Raw genomic sequence first — 20,675 nt, forward strand, 5'->3', positions numbered from 1 at the left:
TCGCCCATCGCCGGGTGCAACCCCGAGGATCGTTCATGGCCGCTTACGAGAATTGCTATTGGATGTCGGCCGACGGGCTGAAGCTGCATTACCGGCTGTATCCGGGCGACGCCGCCCTGCCACCGGTCCTGTGCCTGCCAGGGCTGACGCGCAACGCGCGCGATTACGACGCGCTCGCCGCACGGCTGGCGGGGCGACGGCAGGTGATCGCGGTCGATTTTCGTGGCCGCGGCAAGAGCGAATACGCGAAGGACCCGATGACCTACATGCCCGCGACCTATGTCGCCGATGTGCAGGCGTTGCTCGCCGAAAGGGCTATCACCCGCCTCGTCGCGATCGGGACGTCGCTGGGCGGCATCGTGACGATGTTGCTCGCCCAGGCCGCGACAGGGGCGGGCGCAGGCATCGCCGCGGCGTTGCTCAACGACGTCGGACCGGAAATCGACCCGGCGGGTATCAGCCGGATCAGGGGTTATGTCGGCAAGGGCAGCAGCTGCCCGACATGGATGCACGCGGCGCGCAGCCTCGCCGACGCGCACGGCGACGTCTATCCGGACTGGCATATCGAGGAATGGCTGGCGATGGCCAAGCGCGTCTATCGGCTGAACAGCAGCGGACGCATCGTGCTCGACTACGACCTGAAGATCGCCGAGCCGTTCCGGACGCCGGGTAACGAGGCCGGGCCGGATATGTGGGCGGCGCTATCGGCGTTGCGGGACACGCCCGTCCTGCTGGTGCGTGGCGGACGATCGGACGTGCTGGCACAGCCGGTGGCGGAACGGATGCTGGCGGCGCTCGACCGAGCCGAACTGGTGACGCTGCCGGGCGTCGGCCACGCGCCGACACTGGCGGAACCCGCGTTGCACGGCCCGATCGACCGGTTGCTGGAGCAGGCGCGGGCGTGAGTGTTCCCGGCGCAGAGCCGGATGGTGCTCCGAGAATTGCGTTGCTCGATATCCTGCGCGGCATCGCGATCCTCGGCATCCTGCTGATGAACGTCAGCGAGATGGGCGCGTCGATGACCGCCAACTGGTCCGATATCCGGCACATCGGCTGGAGCGGTGCGGACAGGATGGCGTGGTGGCTGCGCACGCTGCTGGTCGAGGGGACCGCGCGGGCGCTGCTGGAGATGCTGTTCGGTGCGGGCATGCTGATCCTCACCGATCGGATCGCGTCGGCATCGGCGGGCACGGCGGCGGTGTCGCTGCGCTACGGCTGGCGCAATGTCGTGCTCTGGATGTTCGGGATGGCGCATATGATGCTGTTGCTGTGGCCCGGTGATATCCTGCACACCTATGCGGTCGCGGCATTGCTGGCCTGTGCGTTCCGGACGTTGCCGGCACGTGCGTTGCTGACGATCGGTCTGTCTTATGCGGCGTTCACCCTGGTCATCGGCGTGGTCGCGGTGCAGCAGCCGATGCGGCCGGTCATGGCGCAGATGGCCGAAGCGGATGCGACGGCGGTACGGCGGGAGGATGCATTCGGCCACGGCGATCGTCGCGCCTGGGTCGAAGGGCAGCGCCGCGTCGGGCTGGACCGGCTGGACAGCGACGAAATCGTGTTCGTGTGGGAAGCCGCCGCGACGATGCTGGTCGGCGCGGCGCTGTTCCGCTGGGGGATCTTGCAGGGCGACTGGTCGCGGCGGCGCTATCGCTGGCTGCTTGCGGGAGGATACGGCATCGGCCTGCCGCTGCGCATCTATGGCGCCTGGGAGGCGACCCGCTTCGACGGGCGGGCGCAGATCGCGTGGATGTGGGAGGATGTCGCGCGACTGGCGATGACCTGCGGCCATGTCGCGGCCATCGCTCTGGCGGTGACGACCGTCGCGGGTGCGCGCGGGCTTCGCCCGTTCGTCGCCGCGGGCCGGACGGCGTTGACGCTGTACGTCGCGCAGACGCTGATCGTGTCGTGGCTGATATTCTCGCCGTTCGGGCTGGGGTTGTATGGCGCGTTCGGCTGGGCGTGGCTGATGGCGCTCGCGCTGGCTGTGAACGCGCTGCTGCTATGGGCGGCGAATGCGTGGCTGCGGCGTTACCGGATCGCGCCGGTGGAATGGGCGTGGCGTTCGCTGGTCGAGCTGCGATGGTTGCCGATGCGGTGTGGCAACATTCTTCCTCCGGCAGGCCGGGCGGGTTAAGGCGGCATCATGCCGCAGCCGATCCACATCCTCCACCTCCATTCCAGCTTCAGCCTCGGTGGCAAGGAGGCGCGGGCCGTGCGGCTGATGAATGCGTTCGGCGACGCAGCACGGCATACGATCGTCAGCGGCGTGCCCGACCAGCTCGGCGCGCGCGATTCGATCGCCCGGGGCATCCGGTACGAAATGGCGCAGGAGCCCCCGTCGCTGACCGGACGTCCGTCGGTGGCGCGGTACGAGGCGCTGGCGCGCTACATGCGGCGCTTCGATCTGGTGCTGACCTACAATTGGGGTGCGATCGACGGCGTGATGGCGCGGCGGGTGTTCGCCAAAGGCGCACCGCCGCTGGTCCATCACGAGGACGGCTTCAACGCGGACGAGGCCGGCGGGCTGAAGATCGAGCGCAACGTCTATCGCCGGATCGCGCTCGGCGCTGCGCACGCCCTGGTGGTACCATCCGAGGTGCTGGAGGCGATCGCGCTGAAGACCTGGAAGCAACCGCCCGCGCGGGTGCACCGCATCGCCAACGGCATCGACACCGCTGCCTACGGCCAGAAGCCCGATCCGCGCGCCATCCCTGGCTTCGTCCGCAACGAGAAGGAGGTCGTGATCGGCGCGCTCGCGGGCCTGCGCGCGGTGAAAGACCTCCCGCTGCTCGTCCGCGCCTGCGGCGGTGTGTCGGGGCGGTTCAGGCTGGTGATCGTCGGTGAGGGTCCCGAGCGCGAACAGATCCTGCAAGCGGCGCGGGCGATGGACATTGCCGACAAGGTAGTGCTGGCTGGATTCCTCGATCGGCCGTATCGCTACATCGGCGCGTTCGACATCATCGCGCTGTCGTCGAAAAGCGAGCAATTTCCGATCAGCGTGGTCGAAGGGATGGCGGCCGGCCTGCCGGTGGTGAGCACGCCCGTCGGCGACGTGCCGCGAATGGTGTCGGCGGAAAACGCCCCTTTCGTTACCGGCGCCGACGAGGTGCTGCTGCGCGACGCGTTGCAGGCGCTGGTGCTCGATCCGGACCTGCGGTCGCGGGTCGGCGCAGCGAACCGGGCAAAGGCGCGCGCGGAGTTCGACGAGCGCGTGATGATCGCGCGCTACAAGGCATTGTACGCAGAGGCGATGCGGCGACCGGGCGCGCTCGAATAGGTGCCCGCAATCAGGTCCCCGATATTTCCGCGGCATTCCTGACGACGAACTGCAGTGCGGCGGTATCGGCCTGTCCCGTCGCGACGAGCGCCAGATCGCTGGCGCCGTGCAGCAGGCCATCCTCCACCTCTGGTTCGTGCGCTTCGGCGGCGACAACGGTGGCGGCGAGTATGTCGCGCGCCTGCTCCTCGCCATAGGTCATCGCGAACGCCGTCAGCGCCACGGCGAAGCAATCCCGGTCACTCGCCGGCGCCGCATCCTGATGCTGGAGCGAGGCGCAGGCCGCGCCCAGCACATAGGCACGCGACCATGCCGAGCCCGTCGGCCCATCGCCCGGCGTTTCCCCGACCGACAGCCCCAGTCGCTCGATCTGCGGCAGCAGCAGCGCACCGAGCGGCGAGCGCAACGTCGCGGCGAGATGCCTGCGCGCCGGACGCCTGGGCGCGATCAGGTGATTGAGAACCCCCATCCGTCGATACTTTCCCGTATGTCATCGTAAAGCTGCGATCCTGTCTGCACGATCGAGGTTAACCGACGGCTAAGGCGCGCTTTCTGCCACGCATCGGGGACGGACGCGCGTTGCGGCACTGATCCACATCGCAATTCCTTCGCATCACCGCATCCTTCTTGTATAGCCGGCCGTATTTACCCCCGGGATGAGGTGACGTTTTCCGTGTTCAAGGGCCTGAAGCCGATCGTGTACAATGGCCGTGAGGTCTGGCCGCTTGTCGAAGGCGGCAAGGGCGTCGCCGCGACCAATCATGCTTCCGCCGGTGCATGGGCCGCCGCGGGCGGAATCGGCACCGTGTCCGCGGTCAACGCCGACAGCTACGATCCCGATGGCAAGATCATTCCGCAGGTCTACACGGCGCTGACGCGTCGCCAGCGGCATGAGGAACTGGTGGAATATGCCATTGAGGGCGCGGTCCAGCAGGTCGAACGTGCATACGAGATCGCGGGCGGCAAGGGCGCGATCAACATCAACGTGTTGTGGGAAATGGGCGGGGCGCAGCGCATCCTGCACGGCGTGCTCGAACGCACCCGCGGTAAGGTGGCGGGCGTCACCTGCGGCGCGGGCATGCCCTACAAGCTGTCCGAGATCACCGCGTCCTATGGCGTGTCGTACCTGCCGATCGTGTCGTCGGGCCGAGCGTTCCGTGCGCTGTGGAAGCGGGCGTATTCGAAGGCGGCGGACTGGCTGGCGGCGGTGGTGTACGAGGACCCGTGGCTCGCCGGCGGGCACAACGGCCTGTCCAACGCCGAAGACCCGTTGAAGCCGCAGGACCCGTTCCCGCGCGTCGCCGAGCTGCGCGCGGTGATGCGCGAGGGCGGCATTCCCGACAGCACGCCGATCGTGATGGCGGGCGGCGTCTGGTATTTGCGCGACTGGAACGACTGGATCGACAATCCCGAGTTGGGGACGATCGCCTTCCAGTACGGCACGCGCCCGCTGCTGACGCAGGAAAGCCCGATCCCGCAGGACTGGAAAGACCGGCTGACGCACATCGAGGAGGGCGAGGTGCTGCTGCACAAGTTCAGCCCGACCGGTTTCTATTCGTCGGCGGTGCTCAACCCGTTCCTGCGCAACCTTCAGTCGCGGTCGGAACGGCAGATCGCCTTTTCGACGCAGGAAGCGGGCGATCACCTGTTCCAGCTCGACGTTGGCGTAAAGGGCAAGAATTTCTGGGTGACGCGCAACGATCTGCTGCGCGCGCGCCAGTGGTTCGGCGAAGGCCATACGGATGCGTTGAAGACGCCCGACAACACCCTGGTGTTCGTGTCGCCGACCGAGAAGGGCATCATCCGCAAGGATCAGGCGGACTGCATGGGTTGCCTGTCGCAATGTTCGTTTTCGAGCTGGGCGGACACCGAGACCAACTCGACCGGGCGGCTGGCCGATCCGCGGAGCTTCTGCATCCAGAAGACGCTGCAGGACATCGCCCATGGCGGCGACGTCGACCAGAATCTGATGTTCGCCGGCCATGCGGCGTATAACTTCAAGCGCGATCCGTTCTATTCCAACGGCTTCGTGCCGAGCGTGAAGCAGCTGGTCGATCGGATCCTGACGGGGGACTGAGCCGACCGCAGGAGTGCCGCCCCGTACGTAGCCGTCGCTCTTGTCACTCGCTTTGGCTACCGGCGAAGGAGTCCGTTAGCAGCGGTCCAAGTATCCGGAAGCGCCGGGTTGAGGCTCGGCGCTTCCGAACCTCGTTAGTCGGCGACGGTGCCGACGACGGCGCCGGCAGTGCCACCGACCGCTGCGCCCTTTTCGACGCTGCCGCCGGTCGCCGCGGCGACACCCGCACCGCCAGCTGCGCCGATGCCGGCACCCTTGAGGGTCGAGCATGCCGAGAGGCTGAGGGCCGAACCGAGCAGCAGGGCGGCGGCGGCGAGGGGCTTGATGGTCATGATCGTGTCCTATGTTGCGGAGGTGCGGCGTTAATGTCGCGGCGCAGCAAAGGTTTCGTTCAGCAATGAATCAACACGTTTTCTGGTGCTCAGGCCCAGCCTTCGAGCACCTGATCCGGTGGACGGTGACCATCCGCCCACATCCGGATATTCTGGATGACGCGTTCGCCGGACGCCTGTCGCCCTTCGAGCGTGGCGCTGCCCATGTGCGGCGTCATCACCACATTCGGCAGCGCGAGCAGGCGCGGGTCGATACGCGGTTCGTGCTCCCACACGTCGAGGCCGGCGCCTGCCAGCTCTCCTGCCTCGAGCGCGTCGACCAGCGCGGCCTCGTCGAGAATGCCGCCGCGCGACGTGTTGATGACGTAGACATGGCGGCGCATCAGGCCGATCCGGCGGCGGTCGATCAGGTCGCGGCTGTCGGCGTTCAGCGGCGTGTGGATGCTGACGATGTCGGTGGCCACGAGCATCGCGTCGAGATCGGCGTGGAAGGTCGCGCCCAGTTCCGCTTCGACCACGCCGGGCAGGCGATGGCGGTTGTGATAATGTATCGACAGGCCGAACGCGCGGGCGCGGCGGGCGACCGCCTGACCGATGCGGCCCATGCCGACGATGCCCAGTGCCTTGCCGCCGATGCGGTGGCCGAGCATACCGCCGGGACTCCAGCCGTGCCATTCGCCCGATCGCACCAGCTTCTCGCCTTCCGCCAGCCGCCGCGGCACCGACACGATCAGCGCCATCGCCATATCCGCGGTATCCTCGGTCAGCACGCCCGGGGTATTGGTGACGATGATCCCGCGCGCGCGCGCAGCTTTCAGCGCGATATGGTTCACGCCGGCACCGTAATTGGCGATCAGGCGCAGCCGGTCGCCTGCGCCCGCGATCAGATCGGCATCGATATCGTCGGTAACGGTCGGCACCAGCACGTCGCAGGTCGCCATCGCCGCCGCGAGCTGGTCGCGGGTCATGGCGGCATCGCCGCGATTGTTGGTGGTGTCGAACAGCGCTTCCAGCCGCTGCATGACCGGATCGGCGAGTTCGCGGGTCACGACCACGCGGGGATTACGGCGGGGTTCTGTCATCGCAGTAACGGCTTGGCGAAGCGCACGACAAGCGTCAACGGATCGTTGCTGTTCCGGGCCGCCGCGCTAGAGAGAGGATCATGGGGAAAAGGACAGGGACAATGCGGCATTGGGCTTTGGCGATTGCCGGATGTGCGGCAGCGCTGGTCGTCGATGGCCACGCATTGGCCGCGGATGCCAAGAAGACGCTGCCGTATTATGCGTCGATCAGCGCCGGGCGCGCCCGGATGCGGACCGGCCCTGAAAAGACCTATCCGGCGAGCTGGCTGTACCAGCGTGCCGATCTGCCGGTGCGGGTGATCGCCACGTTCAAGCAATGGCGCAAGGTCGAGGATCCGGACGGGACGCAGGGCTGGATGCTCGCGGCGCTGCTTAACGAGCGGCGTACCGCGATCGTGCGTGGTGACCAGCCCGTCGAGATGCATGAGCGGCCATCGCCCGTGTCCAGGCTGCTGTGGCGTGCGGCACCCGGTGTCGTCGGCCGGCTGAGCGAATGCGCAAGCGGCTGGTGCCGGCTGGATGTGAAGGGGCAGGCCGGTTTCATCGAAGTGGCGAGCCTGTGGGGCGTCGAGGCAGGCGAGCGGCTGCCTTGACGCGGAGCGACGGGCCTGATCCGGATCATACTCCCGAAGTACCTCAGCGACTATCCCCGAACACGAGCTTGCTCCTCCGTTGCATGTGGAGAAAAGTGGCGCACGTTCGGCGGCGATAACCCTCGAACACGGCCGGGACTGCGGGGTGTCGAGCCCACCAAGGCCCCATGAACGGAATTGGCGATCGACCCTAACAGCTTGTTAGGACCGAGAGGTTAGGCACGATGGCTTACCGGCGATGGAGGCCGAACGATGCTCCCGACCGAACCGTTGCCGCTGCATCACAGCTGGCCGATGAGCGATGCCGGCGAGCGGCTGGACCTGGGCCGGGTCCATGACGGCGATCCGGCGCCCGGGTTCACGCCGGCACCGCTACATGCCGCCGACCGGGCTACCGGACGCTGGGCATGCGATCTTGCCACCAATATGCTTACCTGGTCTTCCGCGGTTTATCGCCTGTTCGGCATGCCGCAGGACAATCCGGTCGATCGCGGTGTCACCGTGTCGATGTACGCCGAACGATCGCGGGCCGCGATGGAGCGGCTGCGAACCCACGCGATCCGGCACCGCCGCGGTTTCACCCTCGACATCCAGATCGCGCCTCTCGACGACGTCTGCCGCTGGCTTCGCCTGACCGCCGCACCGATCTGTGACGCGGGGCTGGTGGTGAGTCTGCACGGGTACAAGACCGACGTATCCGATCTGTACCGCCGCGGCCCCGCGCTATCGTATGACGGGGGCGATATGCCCTTGGCAGCTGTCAGTCGATAAGTTCGACCGCCATCGCCGTTGCCTCGCCGCCGCCGATGCACAGCGAGGCGAGACCGCGACGCTGACCATTGGTCTGCAACGCCGACAGCAACGTCGCGAGGATCCGCGCACCGCTGGCGCCGATCGGATGCCCCAGCGCGCAGGCGCCGCCATGGACGTTCAGCCGCGCCGGATCGATGCCCAGATCGTGGATCGCGATCATCGACACGGCGGCGAACGCCTCGTTCACCTCGAACAGGTCGATATCGTCGCGGCTCCAGCCGGCGCGTTCCATCGCCTTGCGCATCGCGAACACGGGCGCCGTGGTGAACTTTGCCGGATCGTGTGCGTGAGCGGCATGCGAGACGATGCGGGCGATCGGGGTCAGGCCAAGCCGTTCGGCGACGCTGGCGCGCGTCATCACCAACGCGGCCGCACCGTCGGAGATCGACGACGCGTTGGCCGCGGTGATCGTACCGTCCTTCGAAAAGGCCGGCTTCAACGTCGGGATCTTGGCGATATCGCCCTTGGCCGGCTGTTCGTCGAGCGACACGGTCGTGCTGCCCTTGCGGCCCTTCACCTCGACCGGGACGATCTCGCGGTCGAACGCGCCGGATCGCTGCGCCTTTTGCGCGCGGGTCAGCGATTCTATCGCGTAATCGTCCATCGACTGCCGCGTGAACTGGTATTCGGCCGCCGTATCTTCGGCGAAATGGCCCATCAGTTTGCCGGGTTCGTACGCATCCTCCAGACCGTCGAGATACATATGGTCGTACATCGTGTCGTGGCCGATGCGCGCGCCGGCGCGATGCTTCTTCGACAGATAGGGCGCGTTGGTCATGCTCTCCATGCCGCCCGCCACGAGCATCTCGACCGATCCGGCAGCCAGCGCATCGGCCGCAAGGATCGCCGCCTGCATGCCCGACCCGCACATCTTGTTGATCGTGGTCGCCTCGACATGGGTGCCGAGACCGGCGCCGATCGCCGCCTGTCGCGCGGGCGCCTGACCGAGACCGGCGGGCAGTACGCAGCCCATGTAGATGCGCTCGATCGCCGCCGCCGACGCGCCGGACCGCTCCACCGCCGCCTTCACCGCCGCCGCGCCGAGTTCGGTGGCGGACGCCCCGGACAGCGCGCCCTGGAACGATCCCATGGGGGTGCGGGCATAGCCGAGGATGACGACGGGATCGGTGGACATGGGCTCTCCGGTGTTTTTCGTTGCACGCCATCTAGGATGCGGGGCAGGGCGGGGCAATGAGCGAGCCGGCCGACGCCTGTCCTGCATATGCTAAATCCGGCAGGATCAATTCGCGTCGCCGCGCGCTGGGGCGCGATGGAAGATTTTATCGAGCCGATACGGTGGTTTGCCTCGATCAGCGGGATGATCGCCGCGACCATCGTCGCATTGGACTGGGGGCGGCGCGACACAGGCTGGGCGATGGTGCTGTTCTGCCTGTCCGCGATCGCATGGATAACGGGCGCGGTGCTGATGCGCGACTGGGCGCTGGGATCGCAGAACGTCGTGTTGCTCGGCATCGATATGCTCGGTGTCTATCGCTATTTGATCCGCGATCCGGAGCCTGCCGGGGCCTGACATGAGCGCGGCCATGGCGTGGCCGCTCGTCCTGACGATATTGGGCGCGATCTTCGGCAGCTTCATCGGCGCGCTGGTGGTCCGCTGGCCGGCCGGACGATCGGTGATGGACGGGCGATCGGCGTGCGATGCCTGCGGGCGGACGCTAGGTCCGGCGGAACTGGTGCCGCTGGTCAGTTACGTGGTGCAGCGCGGGCGATGTCGTGGCTGCGGCGTGGCGATCGACCGGCGCCATTGGTGGATCGAACTGCTGGCAGCGGCGATCGGCGGCGCGGCGGGACTGGTGGCGCCGGGTTGGGAAGGGGTGGGCGGCGCGGTGTTCGGCTGGCTGCTGCTCGCGCTGGCGGCACTGGACCTCACCGCCTTCTGGCTACCCGACCGTCTGACCGGGCTGCTGGCGGCGGCAGGCCTGATCGCCGGCGCGGCGGGATTCGCCCCCCCGCTAACGGATCGGCTGATCGGCGGCGGCTTCGGCTTCGGCATGCTCGCGCTGGTCGCCTGGGGGTATGAGCGGACGCGGGGTCGCGCGGGAATGGGCGGCGGCGATCCCAAGCTGCTCGGCGCGATCGGCCTGTGGCTCGGATGGCGCATGATACCGGCGGTGCTGGTGATAGCCAGCCTGATCGGACTGGGCGTTGCGGCGTTCGCGCATTGGACCGGGCGCCGGATCTCGCGCGACACCGCACTGCCGTTCGGCACGTTGCTGGCGGTGGCGGCTTACCCCGCGTGGATCGCCATGATAGTGCTGGCGCCATGATCGCGTTGTTGCTCGCCGTCGCGGCTCAGGCCGCTCCCGTTCCTGCGACGCCGATGCCGGGCGCGATCGGCGAACAGCGACTGCCCGCCAAGGGGTGCGCGGCCTATCTGTGGAGCGCTGCCGACCGGCAGCTGGTCGCGATGGCGACCGCCGATCCCGCGACCATCCGCATTTCGCTCGGCGGCAAGATCGTCGATCTCGCACGCACCGGTGGCGATACCGGGGGCGCGGCGAGGCTCGGCTTCGCGGATGCCGCCGAATACCGTGGCGGCGATATCACCGCCCGCCTGACGATGGATGTCGTCCAGCAGGAGGGATTGACGGCGGGGGCAAAGGTGCCGACCGGCTCGCTTCAGATCGACCGCGCCGGGCAGGACGGCATCGTCGTGCCCGTCGCCGGACTGATCGGCTGCCGCGCATGAGGATGGACGCGCTGCTCGATGCGCAGCGCGCCGCTTTCAACGCCGGACTGCCGATGCCGATCGCCGCGCGCAAGGACCGGCTGACGCGCGCCGCGGCGATGATCCGCGACAATGCCGTCCGCTTCTGCGACGCGTTGAGCGAGGATTTCGGCCATCGCAGCCGCGACCAGTCGATGCTGACCGATATCGCCGGATCGATCGCGCCGATCGCCCATGCGCTGAAGCATCTGGAACGCTGGGCGAGGCCGGAACGGCGCAGCGTCCAGTTCCCGCTGGGGCTGCTCGGTGCGAAAGCGTGGGTCGAATATCAGCCGAAGGGTGTCGTCGGCGTGATCGCGCCGTGGAATTTTCCGGTCAATCTCGTGATGGGCCCGGTCGCCGGCGCCTTCGCGGCGGGTAATCGTGTGATGGTGAAGACCAGCGAGTTTACGCCGGCCACCGCGGCATTGTTCGAGGAGATCGCCGGCGCCTGGTTCGCAGCGGACGAGCTCGCGTTCGTCTCCGGCGGAGCGGAGGTCGGCAAGGTATTCGCCGCGCTGCCGTTCGACCATCTGCTGTTTACCGGCGCGACCGGGATCGGTCGCCACATCCTGCACGCCGCCGCCGACAATCTGACGCCGGTGACGCTGGAACTCGGCGGCAAGAGCCCGGCGATCATCGGCGCGGGGGCGGACATCGGCCGGGCAAGCGAGCGGATCGCGCTCGGCAAGATGCTCAATGCCGGCCAGATCTGCCTCGCGCCCGATTATGTGCTGGTGCCCGCCGCGCGGGAACAGGCTGTGGTCGACGGACTGATCGCGGCGGCGACGGCGATGTACCCGACGGTGCTGGCGAACCCGGACTACACGTCGATCGTCAGCGACCGGCATCACCGCCGGCTGACCGACTGGCTGGACGATGCGCGATCCAAGGGGGCCCGGGTCGAAACGGTCGATCCGGGAAGCGAGGATTTCGCTGGTTCGAACAGCCGCAAGATGCCGCTGCACATCGTCCGCGACGTCAACGACACGATGACGCTGATGCAGGAGGAGATATTCGGGCCGATTCTGCCGATCGTGCGCTATGACGGGATCGACGATGCGATCGCACGCGTAAATCGCGGCCCGCGGCCGCTCGGCCTTTATTACTTTGGCCCGGATCAGGCGGAACGTCGGCGCGTGCTCGATCGGACGATATCGGGTGGCGTGACGCTCGACGACGTCGTGTTCCACGTATCCATGGAGGATCTGCCGTTCGGCGGCGTCGGATCGTCGGGCATGGGCAGCTACCACGGCATCGACGGGTTCCGCACCTTCAGCCACGCCAAAGCGGTATTTCGCCAGTCGCGGCTCGACGTCGCGAAGCTCGCCGGGCTCAAGCCTCCCTACGGCCGGGCGCTTGCCGCATCGGTGAAGCGACAGATGAAATTCTGAGTACGCTCCGTCGGTCGACGCGAGGTTTAGTGCTGTATGACAAGCTATTAGCTTGAGTTAGGTCGAAAAAGTTATGCCGCGGCGCAACCAAGCCGACGTGCCGACGTTATCGGGATGCTTGGGGGTGGATTCGAACGCGAACGCTCTCGCAAAGGGGAACGGGACACGCGTGCGAGTATCGACCGGACGACATCACTGGCTTGCCATCGCTCTGGTCGCAGGTAGCCCCGCGGCAGCACAGCTCAATCAGCAGCAAGGAACGGCGCCCGCGCGTGGCCCCGATGCGCCGAAGTCCGATAGCGCGCGCGCGAATGCGCCACAAACGACGGAGAGCGGAGCCTCCGCAACCGCGCCGATCGTTCCCGAATCCGAATTCAATGCTGCCCTGCCGCCGCTGACCGGCGATATCAATGCACCGCTGGAGCCGATGCCGGCCCAGCAGCCAATCGGCAGCGCTGCGGCTCCCGCGACGACCACGCCGGCTGCACCGCTGGTCGCCGATGGCAGTCTGCCCCCCGCCGCGCCCGAAAACCCCGAACTGGCGCAACCGCTGCAACCGCTGGCGACGTTCGACACCGCGCCTTTGCAGACCGCGGCGGACATCAAGGACAAGGATGCGCCGCAGATCCGCTACGATACGGTGTTGAAGGGGCTTGAGGAACTCGACCTCGCTGGCCAGTTCAAAGCACTGTCGGCGCTGAAGGAAGGCGACGGCAAGGCGGCGAACGCTACACAGGTCGCGGCGCGTGCGCGCGAGGACGAATCGCTCGCGAAACGGCTGATGACGTCGCTTGGTTACTACGACGGCAATGCGATATCGCTGATCGAGGCGACGCAGGACCCGGCCGATGCGAACAAGCCGGGCCGCCTGCGCGCGACCGTCACCGCCACGCCCGGGCGCCTTTATACCCTGTCGTCGATCGACGTTCAGGCGCAGCCGGTGGTGCCGGCCGATCTCGTTACGCGCAATCTGCCGCTACGGGTCGGCGATCCGATCGAGGCGGCGCGTATACAGGGTGCCGAGGCGAACCTCAGCCTCGTGCTGCCGCAGCAGGGCTATCCGTTCGTCAAGGTCGGCGAACGTGACATCCTGCTCGACGACCAGTCCGAAAAGGCGACGGGGGCGTATACGCTGCCGGTCGACACGGGGCCGCGGTCCGCTTTCGGCAATCTCGTCACCACGGGTGATCCGGTGTTCGACCTGAAACACCTCAACGTCTTTCCGCGCTTCGACGACGGAGATCTTTACGACAGCCGCAAGACCGACGACCTGCGCGACGCGCTGGTCGCAACCGGGCTGTTCTCCAGCGTCGCGGTGGAGCCGCAGCGCACCGGCCGCACCAATCCCGACGGCACCGAGGCGGTCGACCTGCTCGTGCGTCAGAGCAAGGGGCCGGCGCGGACGCTGGCGGGCAGCGCCGGTTATTCGACCGGTCAGGGTTTCAAGGCGGAGGGAAGCTGGACCCACCGCAACCTGTTCCCGCCGGAAGGCGCGCTGATCGGCACGGTCGTCGCCGGTACACAGGAACAGGGCGCGTCGGGCACCTTCCGCCGCTCGAACGCCGGCAGGCGTGACCGCACGTTCACGGCCATCGCCAGTGCGGTGCATCAGAGTTACGACGCATTCGACGCGTTCACCGGCACCCTCTCGGCGCGCTGGAGCTACGTTTCCACGCCGATCTGGCAAAAGCGGTTCACCTATTATTACGGTGGCGAGATCGTCGGCACCAACGAGAGCGTGTATGATTTCACGCAGGGCCGGAACGTCCGCCGCACCTATGGCATCGCTGCGCTGCCCGGACAGGTTGAATGGGACACGTCGGACAGTCTGTTGAACCCGACCCGCGGCTATCGCCTACGCCTCAACCTCAGCCCGGAAGGTGCGGTGAGCGGCGGGTTCAAACCGTACGTTCGCACGCAGATAGAGGCGACCTATTATTACCCGGTATCGGACAGCCTGGTGATCGCAGGCCGCGCGCGCGCCGCGTCGATTCAGGGCATCGCCCGTGACGACCTCGCGCCGTCCCGGCGCTATTACGGCGGCGGCGGCGGATCCGTGCGCGGTTACGGATATCAGCGGCTCGGACCGTTCGACCCCAACGGCGATCCGGTGGGTGGCCGCAGCCTCAACGAATTCGCGCTCGAGGCCCGCTACCGGTTCGGCAATTTCGGCATCGTGCCGTTCGTCGACGCCGGCAACAGCTATGAATCGAGCCTCCCCAAGGGGTCGGAACTGAAGTTCGGCGCCGGCATCGGCGGGCGGTTTTACACCAACTTCGGCCCGATGCGCATCGATGTCGCCACCCCGCTCAATCCGCGGCCGGGCGATGGCAAGGTCGCGCTTTACATCTCGATCGGTCAGGCATTCTGATGGCGGAGGATACGCCCGTTACCGAATCCAGCGATGCAACGGTCGTGACGAAGCGCCCGCTCTGGCAGCGTGTCCTGAAATGGGCGCTGTTCCTGGTCCTGGGCCTCATCGTGCTGGTCGGCATCGTCGTGCTGGGGATCAACACCGATCCCGGACGCCGCTACGTCGCCAATCGGATCGGCGGCTACACCACCGCATCTGGCCTCAATATCAAGGTCGGCCGCATCGACGGATCGCTATACGGTCAGATGACCCTGTCGGACGTCCGTGTCGCCGATCCCAAGGGCGTCTTCCTCACCAGTCCCCGCCTGAATGTCGACTGGCGCCCGTTCGCATTCGTCGACAACCACGTCGACGTGCGGACGCTTTCGACCGAGCTCGTCACGCTCGCACGCCGGCCCGAGCTGAAGCAGACGCCGCCGACCGACGAAAACGCGCCGCTGCTCCCCGATCTCGACATCGACGTCAATCGGCTTCACGTCGGGCGACTGGTGCTGGCGAAGCCGGTCACCGGTCAAACGCACATCGTGCGGATCGACGGCGCCGTGCACATCGCCGATCGCCGTGCGCAACTCGTTACCGATGCCGCTGCACTGCGTGGCGCAGGGGTGGCCGGCGGCGATACGCTGCACCTCAAGCTCGACGCGGTGCCGGAGCAGAACAAGCTCGACATCGATCTGAAGCTGAACGCTCCGGTTGGCGGCGTCGTCGCCACCATGGGTTCGCTGAAGGCGCCACTCACCGCGACCGTCGATGGCCGCGGCAGCTGGCAGGCGTGGCAGGGCAAGGCGATCGCCACGCTCGGCGGTGGTCAGCTGGCCAATCTCAACGTCAACGCGCGCAACGGGCATATCGAGGTGCGCGGCTTCACCACGCCCGGTCTGTACCTGCAGGGTCCGGTGGAGCGATTGACCGCGCCACGGCTGGACCTGGCGCTTGATACCACTCTCAACGATCGCAAGGCGGACACGCGACTGACGCTGAAGTCCGATGCGCTGGCGGTCGATGCGGGCGGTCTTATCGATCTTGCCAACAGCACGTTCGGACATTTCGCAGTCGACGCGAAGCTGCTGACGCCGGGTGCCATCGCACCGAACCTGCGCGGTCGCGACGTCACCGCTCGGGTCGTCCTCGACGGTGCGTTCGCGACGCCGACGGTGGACTATAAGATCAAGGCGGCGGCGATCGGCTTCGGCACCACGACGGTCGAGGATGTCTATGCCGAAGGTCTGGCCCGCGTGAACGCGGACCGCATCCTCGTGCCGGTCACCGCGCGTGCGCGCCGCGTCACCGGCCTCAATGCTGCGGTCGGCGGGCTGGCGAACAACGTGCGCATCCAGGGCGATTTCGCGATCTCGATGCCGAATATCCTGTCGGATAATCTGCGTATCCGTTCGGATAATATCGATGCGACCGCGATCGTCGTCGCGAACACCCAGACCGGCCGTTACACCGGCGCGCTAAAGGGGCGGGTCAACAACTACCGTCTCGAAAGCATCGGCATCCTCAATCTGTCGACGGACGCCAAACTGGTGCCCGGCGCCAATGGCGGTTTCGGCATCACCGGCCGCGTCGTTGCGCAGACGAAGCAGCTGTTCAACAGTGGCGTGCGCGATTTCCTCGGCGGCAATGCGATCGTCCGCAGCGATATCGGCTATAGTCCGGAAGGGATCGTCACCTTCCGCAATCTGCGGATGAATGCGCCGCAATTCCGTATCACGCGGGGCGAGGGCCGGTTCGATCCGGCCAACGGCAGCGTCCTGGTGAACGCCGACGCCTATTCCGCGCAATACGGACCGCTGTCCGCGCGCGTGACCGGCACCGCCACAGCACCCTTCGTGGTGCTGCGTGCGGCACGGCCCGGCGTCGGCATAGGATTGGTGAACCTCAACGCGCGTGTCGTCGGGCGCAATGGCGCCTATGCCGTGACGGCGAGTGGCGGCACCAACTACGGCCCCTTCACTGCGGATGTGCTCGTGAGGCCCAGCCCGCAGTTGACGGTCGATATCAATCGCGTCGTCTTCGCCGGCATCGTAGGCAGCGGCCGCGTGGTCGCGACACCGGCGGGTCCGTTCGCCGGCGCTTTGCAGTTCGCCGGTCGCGGGATCAACGGCACCGTGCGCCTTGCCAATCAGGGCGGGTATCAGCGCGCCGATATCGCCGCGCGCGCGTATAACGCGACGATCCCCGGCTATGCCGACTTTACGATCGGTCGTGCGATCGTCGACGCGAATGTGGTGATGCTGCCGAAGGCGCCGCAGGTGGTTGCGGACGTGCAGGTGGCCGACACCCGCTACAATGCCTTCGTCATCCAGACGATGCGCGCCAAGATCAATTATGTCGGCGGACGTGGCACCGCACAGGCGCTGCTGACCGGATCGAGCGGCGTGCCGCTGCGGGTTGCGGTAAACGCACAACTGTCGCCGGGCAATTACCTCGTCGCCGCGCAGGGACAGGCGAACAACATCGCCTTCCGCACCGTCAACCCGGCCCGGATCACGTCCGTCGGCAACGCCTATAGGCTCGCGGCGACGCGGATCGATTTCGGGCAGGGTCCGACCGCCGGCTCGACACGGATCGCCGGATCGTTCGGCGGCGGCGTCACCGCGGCGCAGGCACGGCTGGACCGCCTCAACCTGTCGATGCTGTCGGCCTTCGTACCGAACCTCGGCCTCTCGGGTGCCGTCACCGGCAGCCTCGATTATCGCCAACAGGGCAATGCCATTCCGGCCGCCGATGCCCGGTTGACGATCGCCGGCTTCCAGCGCACCGGCCTTGCGGCGGTGTCCGAACCCGTCGACGTCCAGTTCGTCGGCCGCCTCGTTCCCGATGGCGGCGAGGCGCGGGCGCTCGTCAAGCGTGGGCCGACCACTATCGGCCGCATGCTCGCGACGCTGCGTCCCTTGCCTCCCGGTGCGGGGTCGTGGGCGACCCGGCTGATGCAGGCACCGCTATCCGGCGGTATCCGCTACAACGGGCCGTCCGCAGTGCTCTTCAGCCTTGCTGCCTTGTCCGAACAGCAGTTGACGGGTCCGATCGCGGTTGCGGCCGATTTCTCCGGCCGGGTCGCCGCGCCGCGGCTCAATGGCCTGATCCGGGCCGACAATCTGACCTATGACAACGAGACCTATGGCACGCGCCTGTCGCAGATGAAGATCGCGGCGCGTTTCAACAACGATCGGCTCGAGCTGACCAATCTATCTGCCCGCGCGGGCGACGGGACGGTTCAGGCGCAGGGCAGCGTCGGGCTAGCCGCCGACAGCGGCTTCCCGATCGACCTGCGGGCGACGTTGAACAATGCGCAGCTCGCCAAGAGCGATGCACTGGCGGCAACCTCCTCTGGCACCGTTCGGTTCACCTACGGGCGCGAAGGCGGGCTGTTGCAGGGCAACCTCAACATCCCCGAGGCGCGCTATCAGATCATCCGTCAGGGTGCTGCCGAGGTGCCGGAACTCACCGGCATCCGCCGCAGGAGCCAGCAGGTCACGCCGCGTCCCACCGATCGGCCGAAGCCGGCGCCCGTCAGCCTCATTCGGCTGGACCTTACCGTGCGCGCGGAAAACCAGCTGTTCGTCTCCGGAATGGGTCTGGAGTCGGAATGGGAGATGAACCTGAAGGTCGGCGGGACGTCGGCGGCTCCGGTCATCACCGGCGGGCTGGATCTGGTGCGCGGCACATATTCCTTCGCCGGCAAGCGGTTCGAGGTCACGCGCGGCACCATCCGCTTCCGCGGCGGCGCCCTGACCGATCCCGACATCAACATCCAGGCATCGACCACAGTCAACGGCATCACCGCAGTCATCGCCATCACCGGCACGGGGCAGCGGCCGCAGATCGCGTTTACGTCGACGCCGGCGCTGCCGCAGGACGAGGTGCTAAGCCGCCTGCTGTTCGGCACCAATCCGGAGAATCTGTCGGCGACCGAGGCGATCCAGCTGGCTAGCGCGCTCAACTCACTCCGTGGTTCCGGCGGCGGCGGGCTCAATCCGCTCGGCAAGCTGCGGTCCGCCACCGGTTTCGACCGCTTGCGGGTGCTCGGTGCGGACGAGGCGAGCGGGCGCGGCACCAGCCTCGCGGCGGGCAAGTATCTTACGGATGACATCTATGTCGAGATCGTCACCGACGCCCGTGGGTTCACCGCGACGCAGCTGGAGATTGCCCTGACGAGGGCGTTGAGCTTGCTCACATCGACCGGGTCGGCCGGAGGGTCGGATGCGCGGCTGAAATATTCGAAAGACTATTGATGTGAACCGGGATAGGCCTCTCCACGAAACCGAATAACGGGTATGGTGGAGAGGCTGATGGCCGAACATTTCGATGTGGTCGTGGTGGGAGCCGGAATATCCGGGATCGGGCAAGGTTATCACCTGCAGACCCGCTGCCCCGAACGCAGATATGTGATCCTTGAGGGGCGGGCGGTGCTCGGCGGCACATGGGACCTGTTTCGGTATCCGGGTATCCGGTCGGACAGCGATATGCATACGCTGGGCTTCTCGTTCCACCCGTGGACGAGCGCCAGGTCGATCGCCGATGGTCCGTCGATCCGCGCCTATGTCGAAGAGACGGCGAACACCTATGGGATCGATCGCCACATCCGGTTTCGCCACCACGTCACCGAAGCGAGCTGGTCGACGGACGAGGCGCTGTGGACCGTCCGGGCGACGGGCAAACACGGCGAGCCCCTGACGTTCACCTGCAACTTCCTGTGCATGTGTTCGGGCTATTATAATTACGCTAAAGGCTACACGCCGGAATTCACGGGGGCGGAGCGGTTCGGCGGACGCATCGTCCATCCACAGCTCTGGCCCGAAGACCTGGACTATGTAGGCAAGCGCGTCGTCGTGATCGGCAGCGGCGCGACCGCGGTGACGCTCGTGCCGGAAATGGCCAGGACGGCGGCGCACGTGACGATGTTGCAGCGATCGCCGACCTATGTCGTTTCGCGACCGGCGGAAGATCGTATCGCCAACTGGCTACGGACCAAGCTGCCCGGCAAGGTCGCTTACGGGGTCACACGCTGGAAGAACGTGCTGATGAGCATGTTCTTTTATCGTATCGCAAAAAAGCAGCCCGAAAAGTTCAAGGCCCGCCTGATCGGAATGGTGCGCGAACATCTTGGGCCTGAGTACGATGTCGATACGCACTTCACCCCGCGCTACAATCCCTGGGACCAGCGGCTGTGTCTGGTGCCGGACGCGGACCTCTTCAAGAGCATCAAGGCCGGTGATGCGTCGGTCGCAACCGGTACGATCGAGAGCTTCACCGAGCATGGCGTCCGTTTGCATTCCGGTGAAGAACTGCCCGCCGACATCATCGTGACGGCGACCGGGCTCGAACTACAGCTGCTCAGCGACGTGCGCTTCAGCAAGGACAATGCACCAATCGATCTCAGCAAGGCGCTACAATATAAGGGGATGATGTTTTCGGACGTGCCGAACCTCGCCTATACGTTCGGCTATACCAACGCATCGTGGACGCTGAAGGCAGATCTGGTGGCAATGTATGTCTGTCGCCTGCTCAACACGATGAAGAAGCGTGGCCTGCGGCAGGCTATGCCGCACAACGGCGATGTTGCGATGGCGACGGAGCCGTTCGTCGACTTCACGTCCGGCTATATCAAGCGTGCCGAGCATAAGCTGCCCCGGCAGGGTTCGCGCAAGCCATGGAAACTCAACCAGAATTACGCGCTCGACGTGCTCGCGTTACGGCTGGGTTCGGTGGACGACGACATGGTGTTCGGAAATCCCGAACCGAAGACGACACGAGCGCCCGGCGAACTCGCCGCATGATGTCACTGCAAATGCCGTAAGGATCGGCTCGGGTTCCTGTCCGGTGACGCCAAATTGACGTCGGCCGAGGCACCCGAGCCGGGTAAGCGATTTACCAGGGCTTGATGTCAACCGACAGGGCCGAGACGAACGCCAGGAACAGTTCCAACATGCTTATCTCCCTTGTTTTGGCATCCCGAGGATGCGTGTTAATCTTAACAGGTCGTTAAGCATTCG

The 20,675-nt window shown here is 66.5% G+C and carries 17 protein-coding genes; 13 read left to right on the forward strand and 4 right to left on the reverse strand.

Annotated elements, in window-relative coordinates; all coding sequences use genetic code 11:
* The first annotated feature begins 35 nt into the window (after positions 1 to 35).
* From LRA87_RS05460 to LRA87_RS05470, 3 genes are read left to right on the forward strand one after another with little or no spacing between them, the layout of a single operon-like run.
* Positions 36 to 905 (forward strand): alpha/beta fold hydrolase, encoded by an 870-nt coding sequence (locus LRA87_RS05460; RefSeq protein WP_230629893.1) that lies wholly within the window; start codon positions 36 to 38, stop codon positions 903 to 905.
* Complete coding sequence (locus LRA87_RS05465; RefSeq protein ID WP_230629895.1) at positions 902 to 2,137, forward strand: DUF418 domain-containing protein; 1,236 nt, start codon at positions 902 to 904, stop codon at positions 2,135 to 2,137. Before LRA87_RS05460 ends, LRA87_RS05465 begins: the two co-directional genes overlap by 4 nt.
* A gap of 9 nt (positions 2,138 to 2,146) precedes the next feature.
* On the forward strand, positions 2,147 to 3,280 hold the full coding sequence (locus LRA87_RS05470) for a glycosyltransferase (protein WP_230629897.1): 1,134 nt from the start codon (positions 2,147 to 2,149) through the stop codon (positions 3,278 to 3,280).
* A gap of 10 nt (positions 3,281 to 3,290) precedes the next feature.
* Here the strand turns inward: LRA87_RS05470 and LRA87_RS05475 are convergent, their stop codons facing one another.
* On the reverse strand, positions 3,291 to 3,749 hold the full coding sequence (locus tag LRA87_RS05475; protein WP_230629899.1) for a hypothetical protein: 459 nt from the start codon (positions 3,747 to 3,749) through the stop codon (positions 3,291 to 3,293).
* A gap of 204 nt (positions 3,750 to 3,953) precedes the next feature.
* On the opposite strand from LRA87_RS05475, the gene LRA87_RS05480 reads away from it, so the two are divergent.
* A complete protein-coding gene (locus LRA87_RS05480; protein ID WP_230631154.1) occupies positions 3,954 to 5,357 on the forward strand; it encodes an NAD(P)H-dependent flavin oxidoreductase in 1,404 nt (467 codons plus the stop codon).
* Positions 5,358 to 5,491: 134 nt separating this feature from the next.
* On the opposite strand, the gene LRA87_RS05485 is transcribed toward LRA87_RS05480, so the two are convergent.
* Both LRA87_RS05485 and LRA87_RS05490 read right to left on the reverse strand, forming a co-directional pair.
* Positions 5,492 to 5,689 (reverse strand): hypothetical protein, encoded by a 198-nt coding sequence (locus LRA87_RS05485; protein WP_230629901.1) that lies wholly within the window; start codon positions 5,687 to 5,689, stop codon positions 5,492 to 5,494.
* Positions 5,690 to 5,778: 89 nt separating this feature from the next.
* The gene (locus tag LRA87_RS05490; protein WP_230629903.1) at positions 5,779 to 6,771 is read right to left on the reverse strand and encodes a 2-hydroxyacid dehydrogenase; all 993 of its coding nucleotides are present in this window, start codon (positions 6,769 to 6,771) and stop codon (positions 5,779 to 5,781) included.
* 101 nt (positions 6,772 to 6,872) lie between these two features.
* Between LRA87_RS05490 and LRA87_RS05495 the strand changes: the two genes are divergently transcribed.
* Both LRA87_RS05495 and LRA87_RS05500 read left to right on the forward strand, forming a co-directional pair.
* Positions 6,873 to 7,364, forward strand: coding sequence for an SH3 domain-containing protein (locus tag LRA87_RS05495; RefSeq protein WP_230629905.1), 492 nt, complete (start codon positions 6,873 to 6,875; stop codon positions 7,362 to 7,364).
* Positions 7,365 to 7,616: 252 nt separating this feature from the next.
* Positions 7,617 to 8,135, forward strand: coding sequence for a hypothetical protein (locus LRA87_RS05500; RefSeq protein ID WP_230629907.1), 519 nt, complete (start codon positions 7,617 to 7,619; stop codon positions 8,133 to 8,135).
* On the opposite strand, the gene LRA87_RS05505 is transcribed toward LRA87_RS05500, so the two are convergent.
* Positions 8,125 to 9,312 (reverse strand): acetyl-CoA C-acyltransferase, encoded by a 1,188-nt coding sequence (locus LRA87_RS05505; RefSeq protein ID WP_230629909.1) that lies wholly within the window; start codon positions 9,310 to 9,312, stop codon positions 8,125 to 8,127. The two genes, LRA87_RS05500 and LRA87_RS05505, sit on opposite strands and share 11 nt — an antisense overlap.
* 87 nt (positions 9,313 to 9,399) lie before the next feature.
* Here LRA87_RS05505 and LRA87_RS05510 point away from each other — a divergent pair, with 87 nt between their 5' ends.
* The 7 genes from LRA87_RS05510 to LRA87_RS05540 all read left to right on the forward strand — a co-directional run bounded on the left by LRA87_RS05510 (position 9,400) and on the right by LRA87_RS05540 (position 20,459).
* On the forward strand, positions 9,400 to 9,708 hold the full coding sequence (locus LRA87_RS05510) for a hypothetical protein (protein ID WP_230629911.1): 309 nt from the start codon (positions 9,400 to 9,402) through the stop codon (positions 9,706 to 9,708).
* Position 9,709: 1 nt separating this feature from the next.
* Positions 9,710 to 10,465 carry a prepilin peptidase gene (locus LRA87_RS05515; protein ID WP_230629913.1) on the forward strand — a complete coding sequence of 252 codons (756 nt, stop codon included), beginning with the start codon at positions 9,710 to 9,712 and terminating at the stop codon, positions 10,463 to 10,465.
* Complete coding sequence (locus LRA87_RS05520; protein WP_230629915.1) at positions 10,462 to 10,887, forward strand: hypothetical protein; 426 nt, start codon at positions 10,462 to 10,464, stop codon at positions 10,885 to 10,887. The genes LRA87_RS05515 and LRA87_RS05520 overlap by 4 nt, the downstream gene beginning before the upstream one ends.
* Positions 10,884 to 12,299, forward strand: a complete 1,416-nt coding sequence (locus tag LRA87_RS05525; RefSeq protein ID WP_230629917.1) for a coniferyl aldehyde dehydrogenase — start codon at positions 10,884 to 10,886, stop codon at positions 12,297 to 12,299. The genes LRA87_RS05520 and LRA87_RS05525 overlap by 4 nt, the downstream gene beginning before the upstream one ends.
* A gap of 169 nt (positions 12,300 to 12,468) precedes the next feature.
* Positions 12,469 to 14,670 (forward strand): autotransporter assembly complex protein TamA, encoded by a 2,202-nt coding sequence (locus LRA87_RS05530; RefSeq protein ID WP_230629919.1) that lies wholly within the window; start codon positions 12,469 to 12,471, stop codon positions 14,668 to 14,670.
* A complete protein-coding gene (locus LRA87_RS05535; RefSeq protein ID WP_230629921.1) occupies positions 14,670 to 18,914 on the forward strand; it encodes a translocation/assembly module TamB domain-containing protein in 4,245 nt (1,414 codons plus the stop codon). Before LRA87_RS05530 ends, LRA87_RS05535 begins: the two co-directional genes overlap by 1 nt.
* A 57-nt stretch (positions 18,915 to 18,971) precedes the next feature.
* A complete protein-coding gene (locus LRA87_RS05540) occupies positions 18,972 to 20,459 on the forward strand; it encodes a flavin-containing monooxygenase (RefSeq protein WP_230629922.1) in 1,488 nt (495 codons plus the stop codon).
* Positions 20,460 to 20,675: the final 216 nt, after the last annotated feature.

Source organism: Sphingomonas sp. Leaf37 (assembly GCF_920939475.1).
Taxonomy (GTDB): domain Bacteria; phylum Pseudomonadota; class Alphaproteobacteria; order Sphingomonadales; family Sphingomonadaceae; genus Sphingomonas.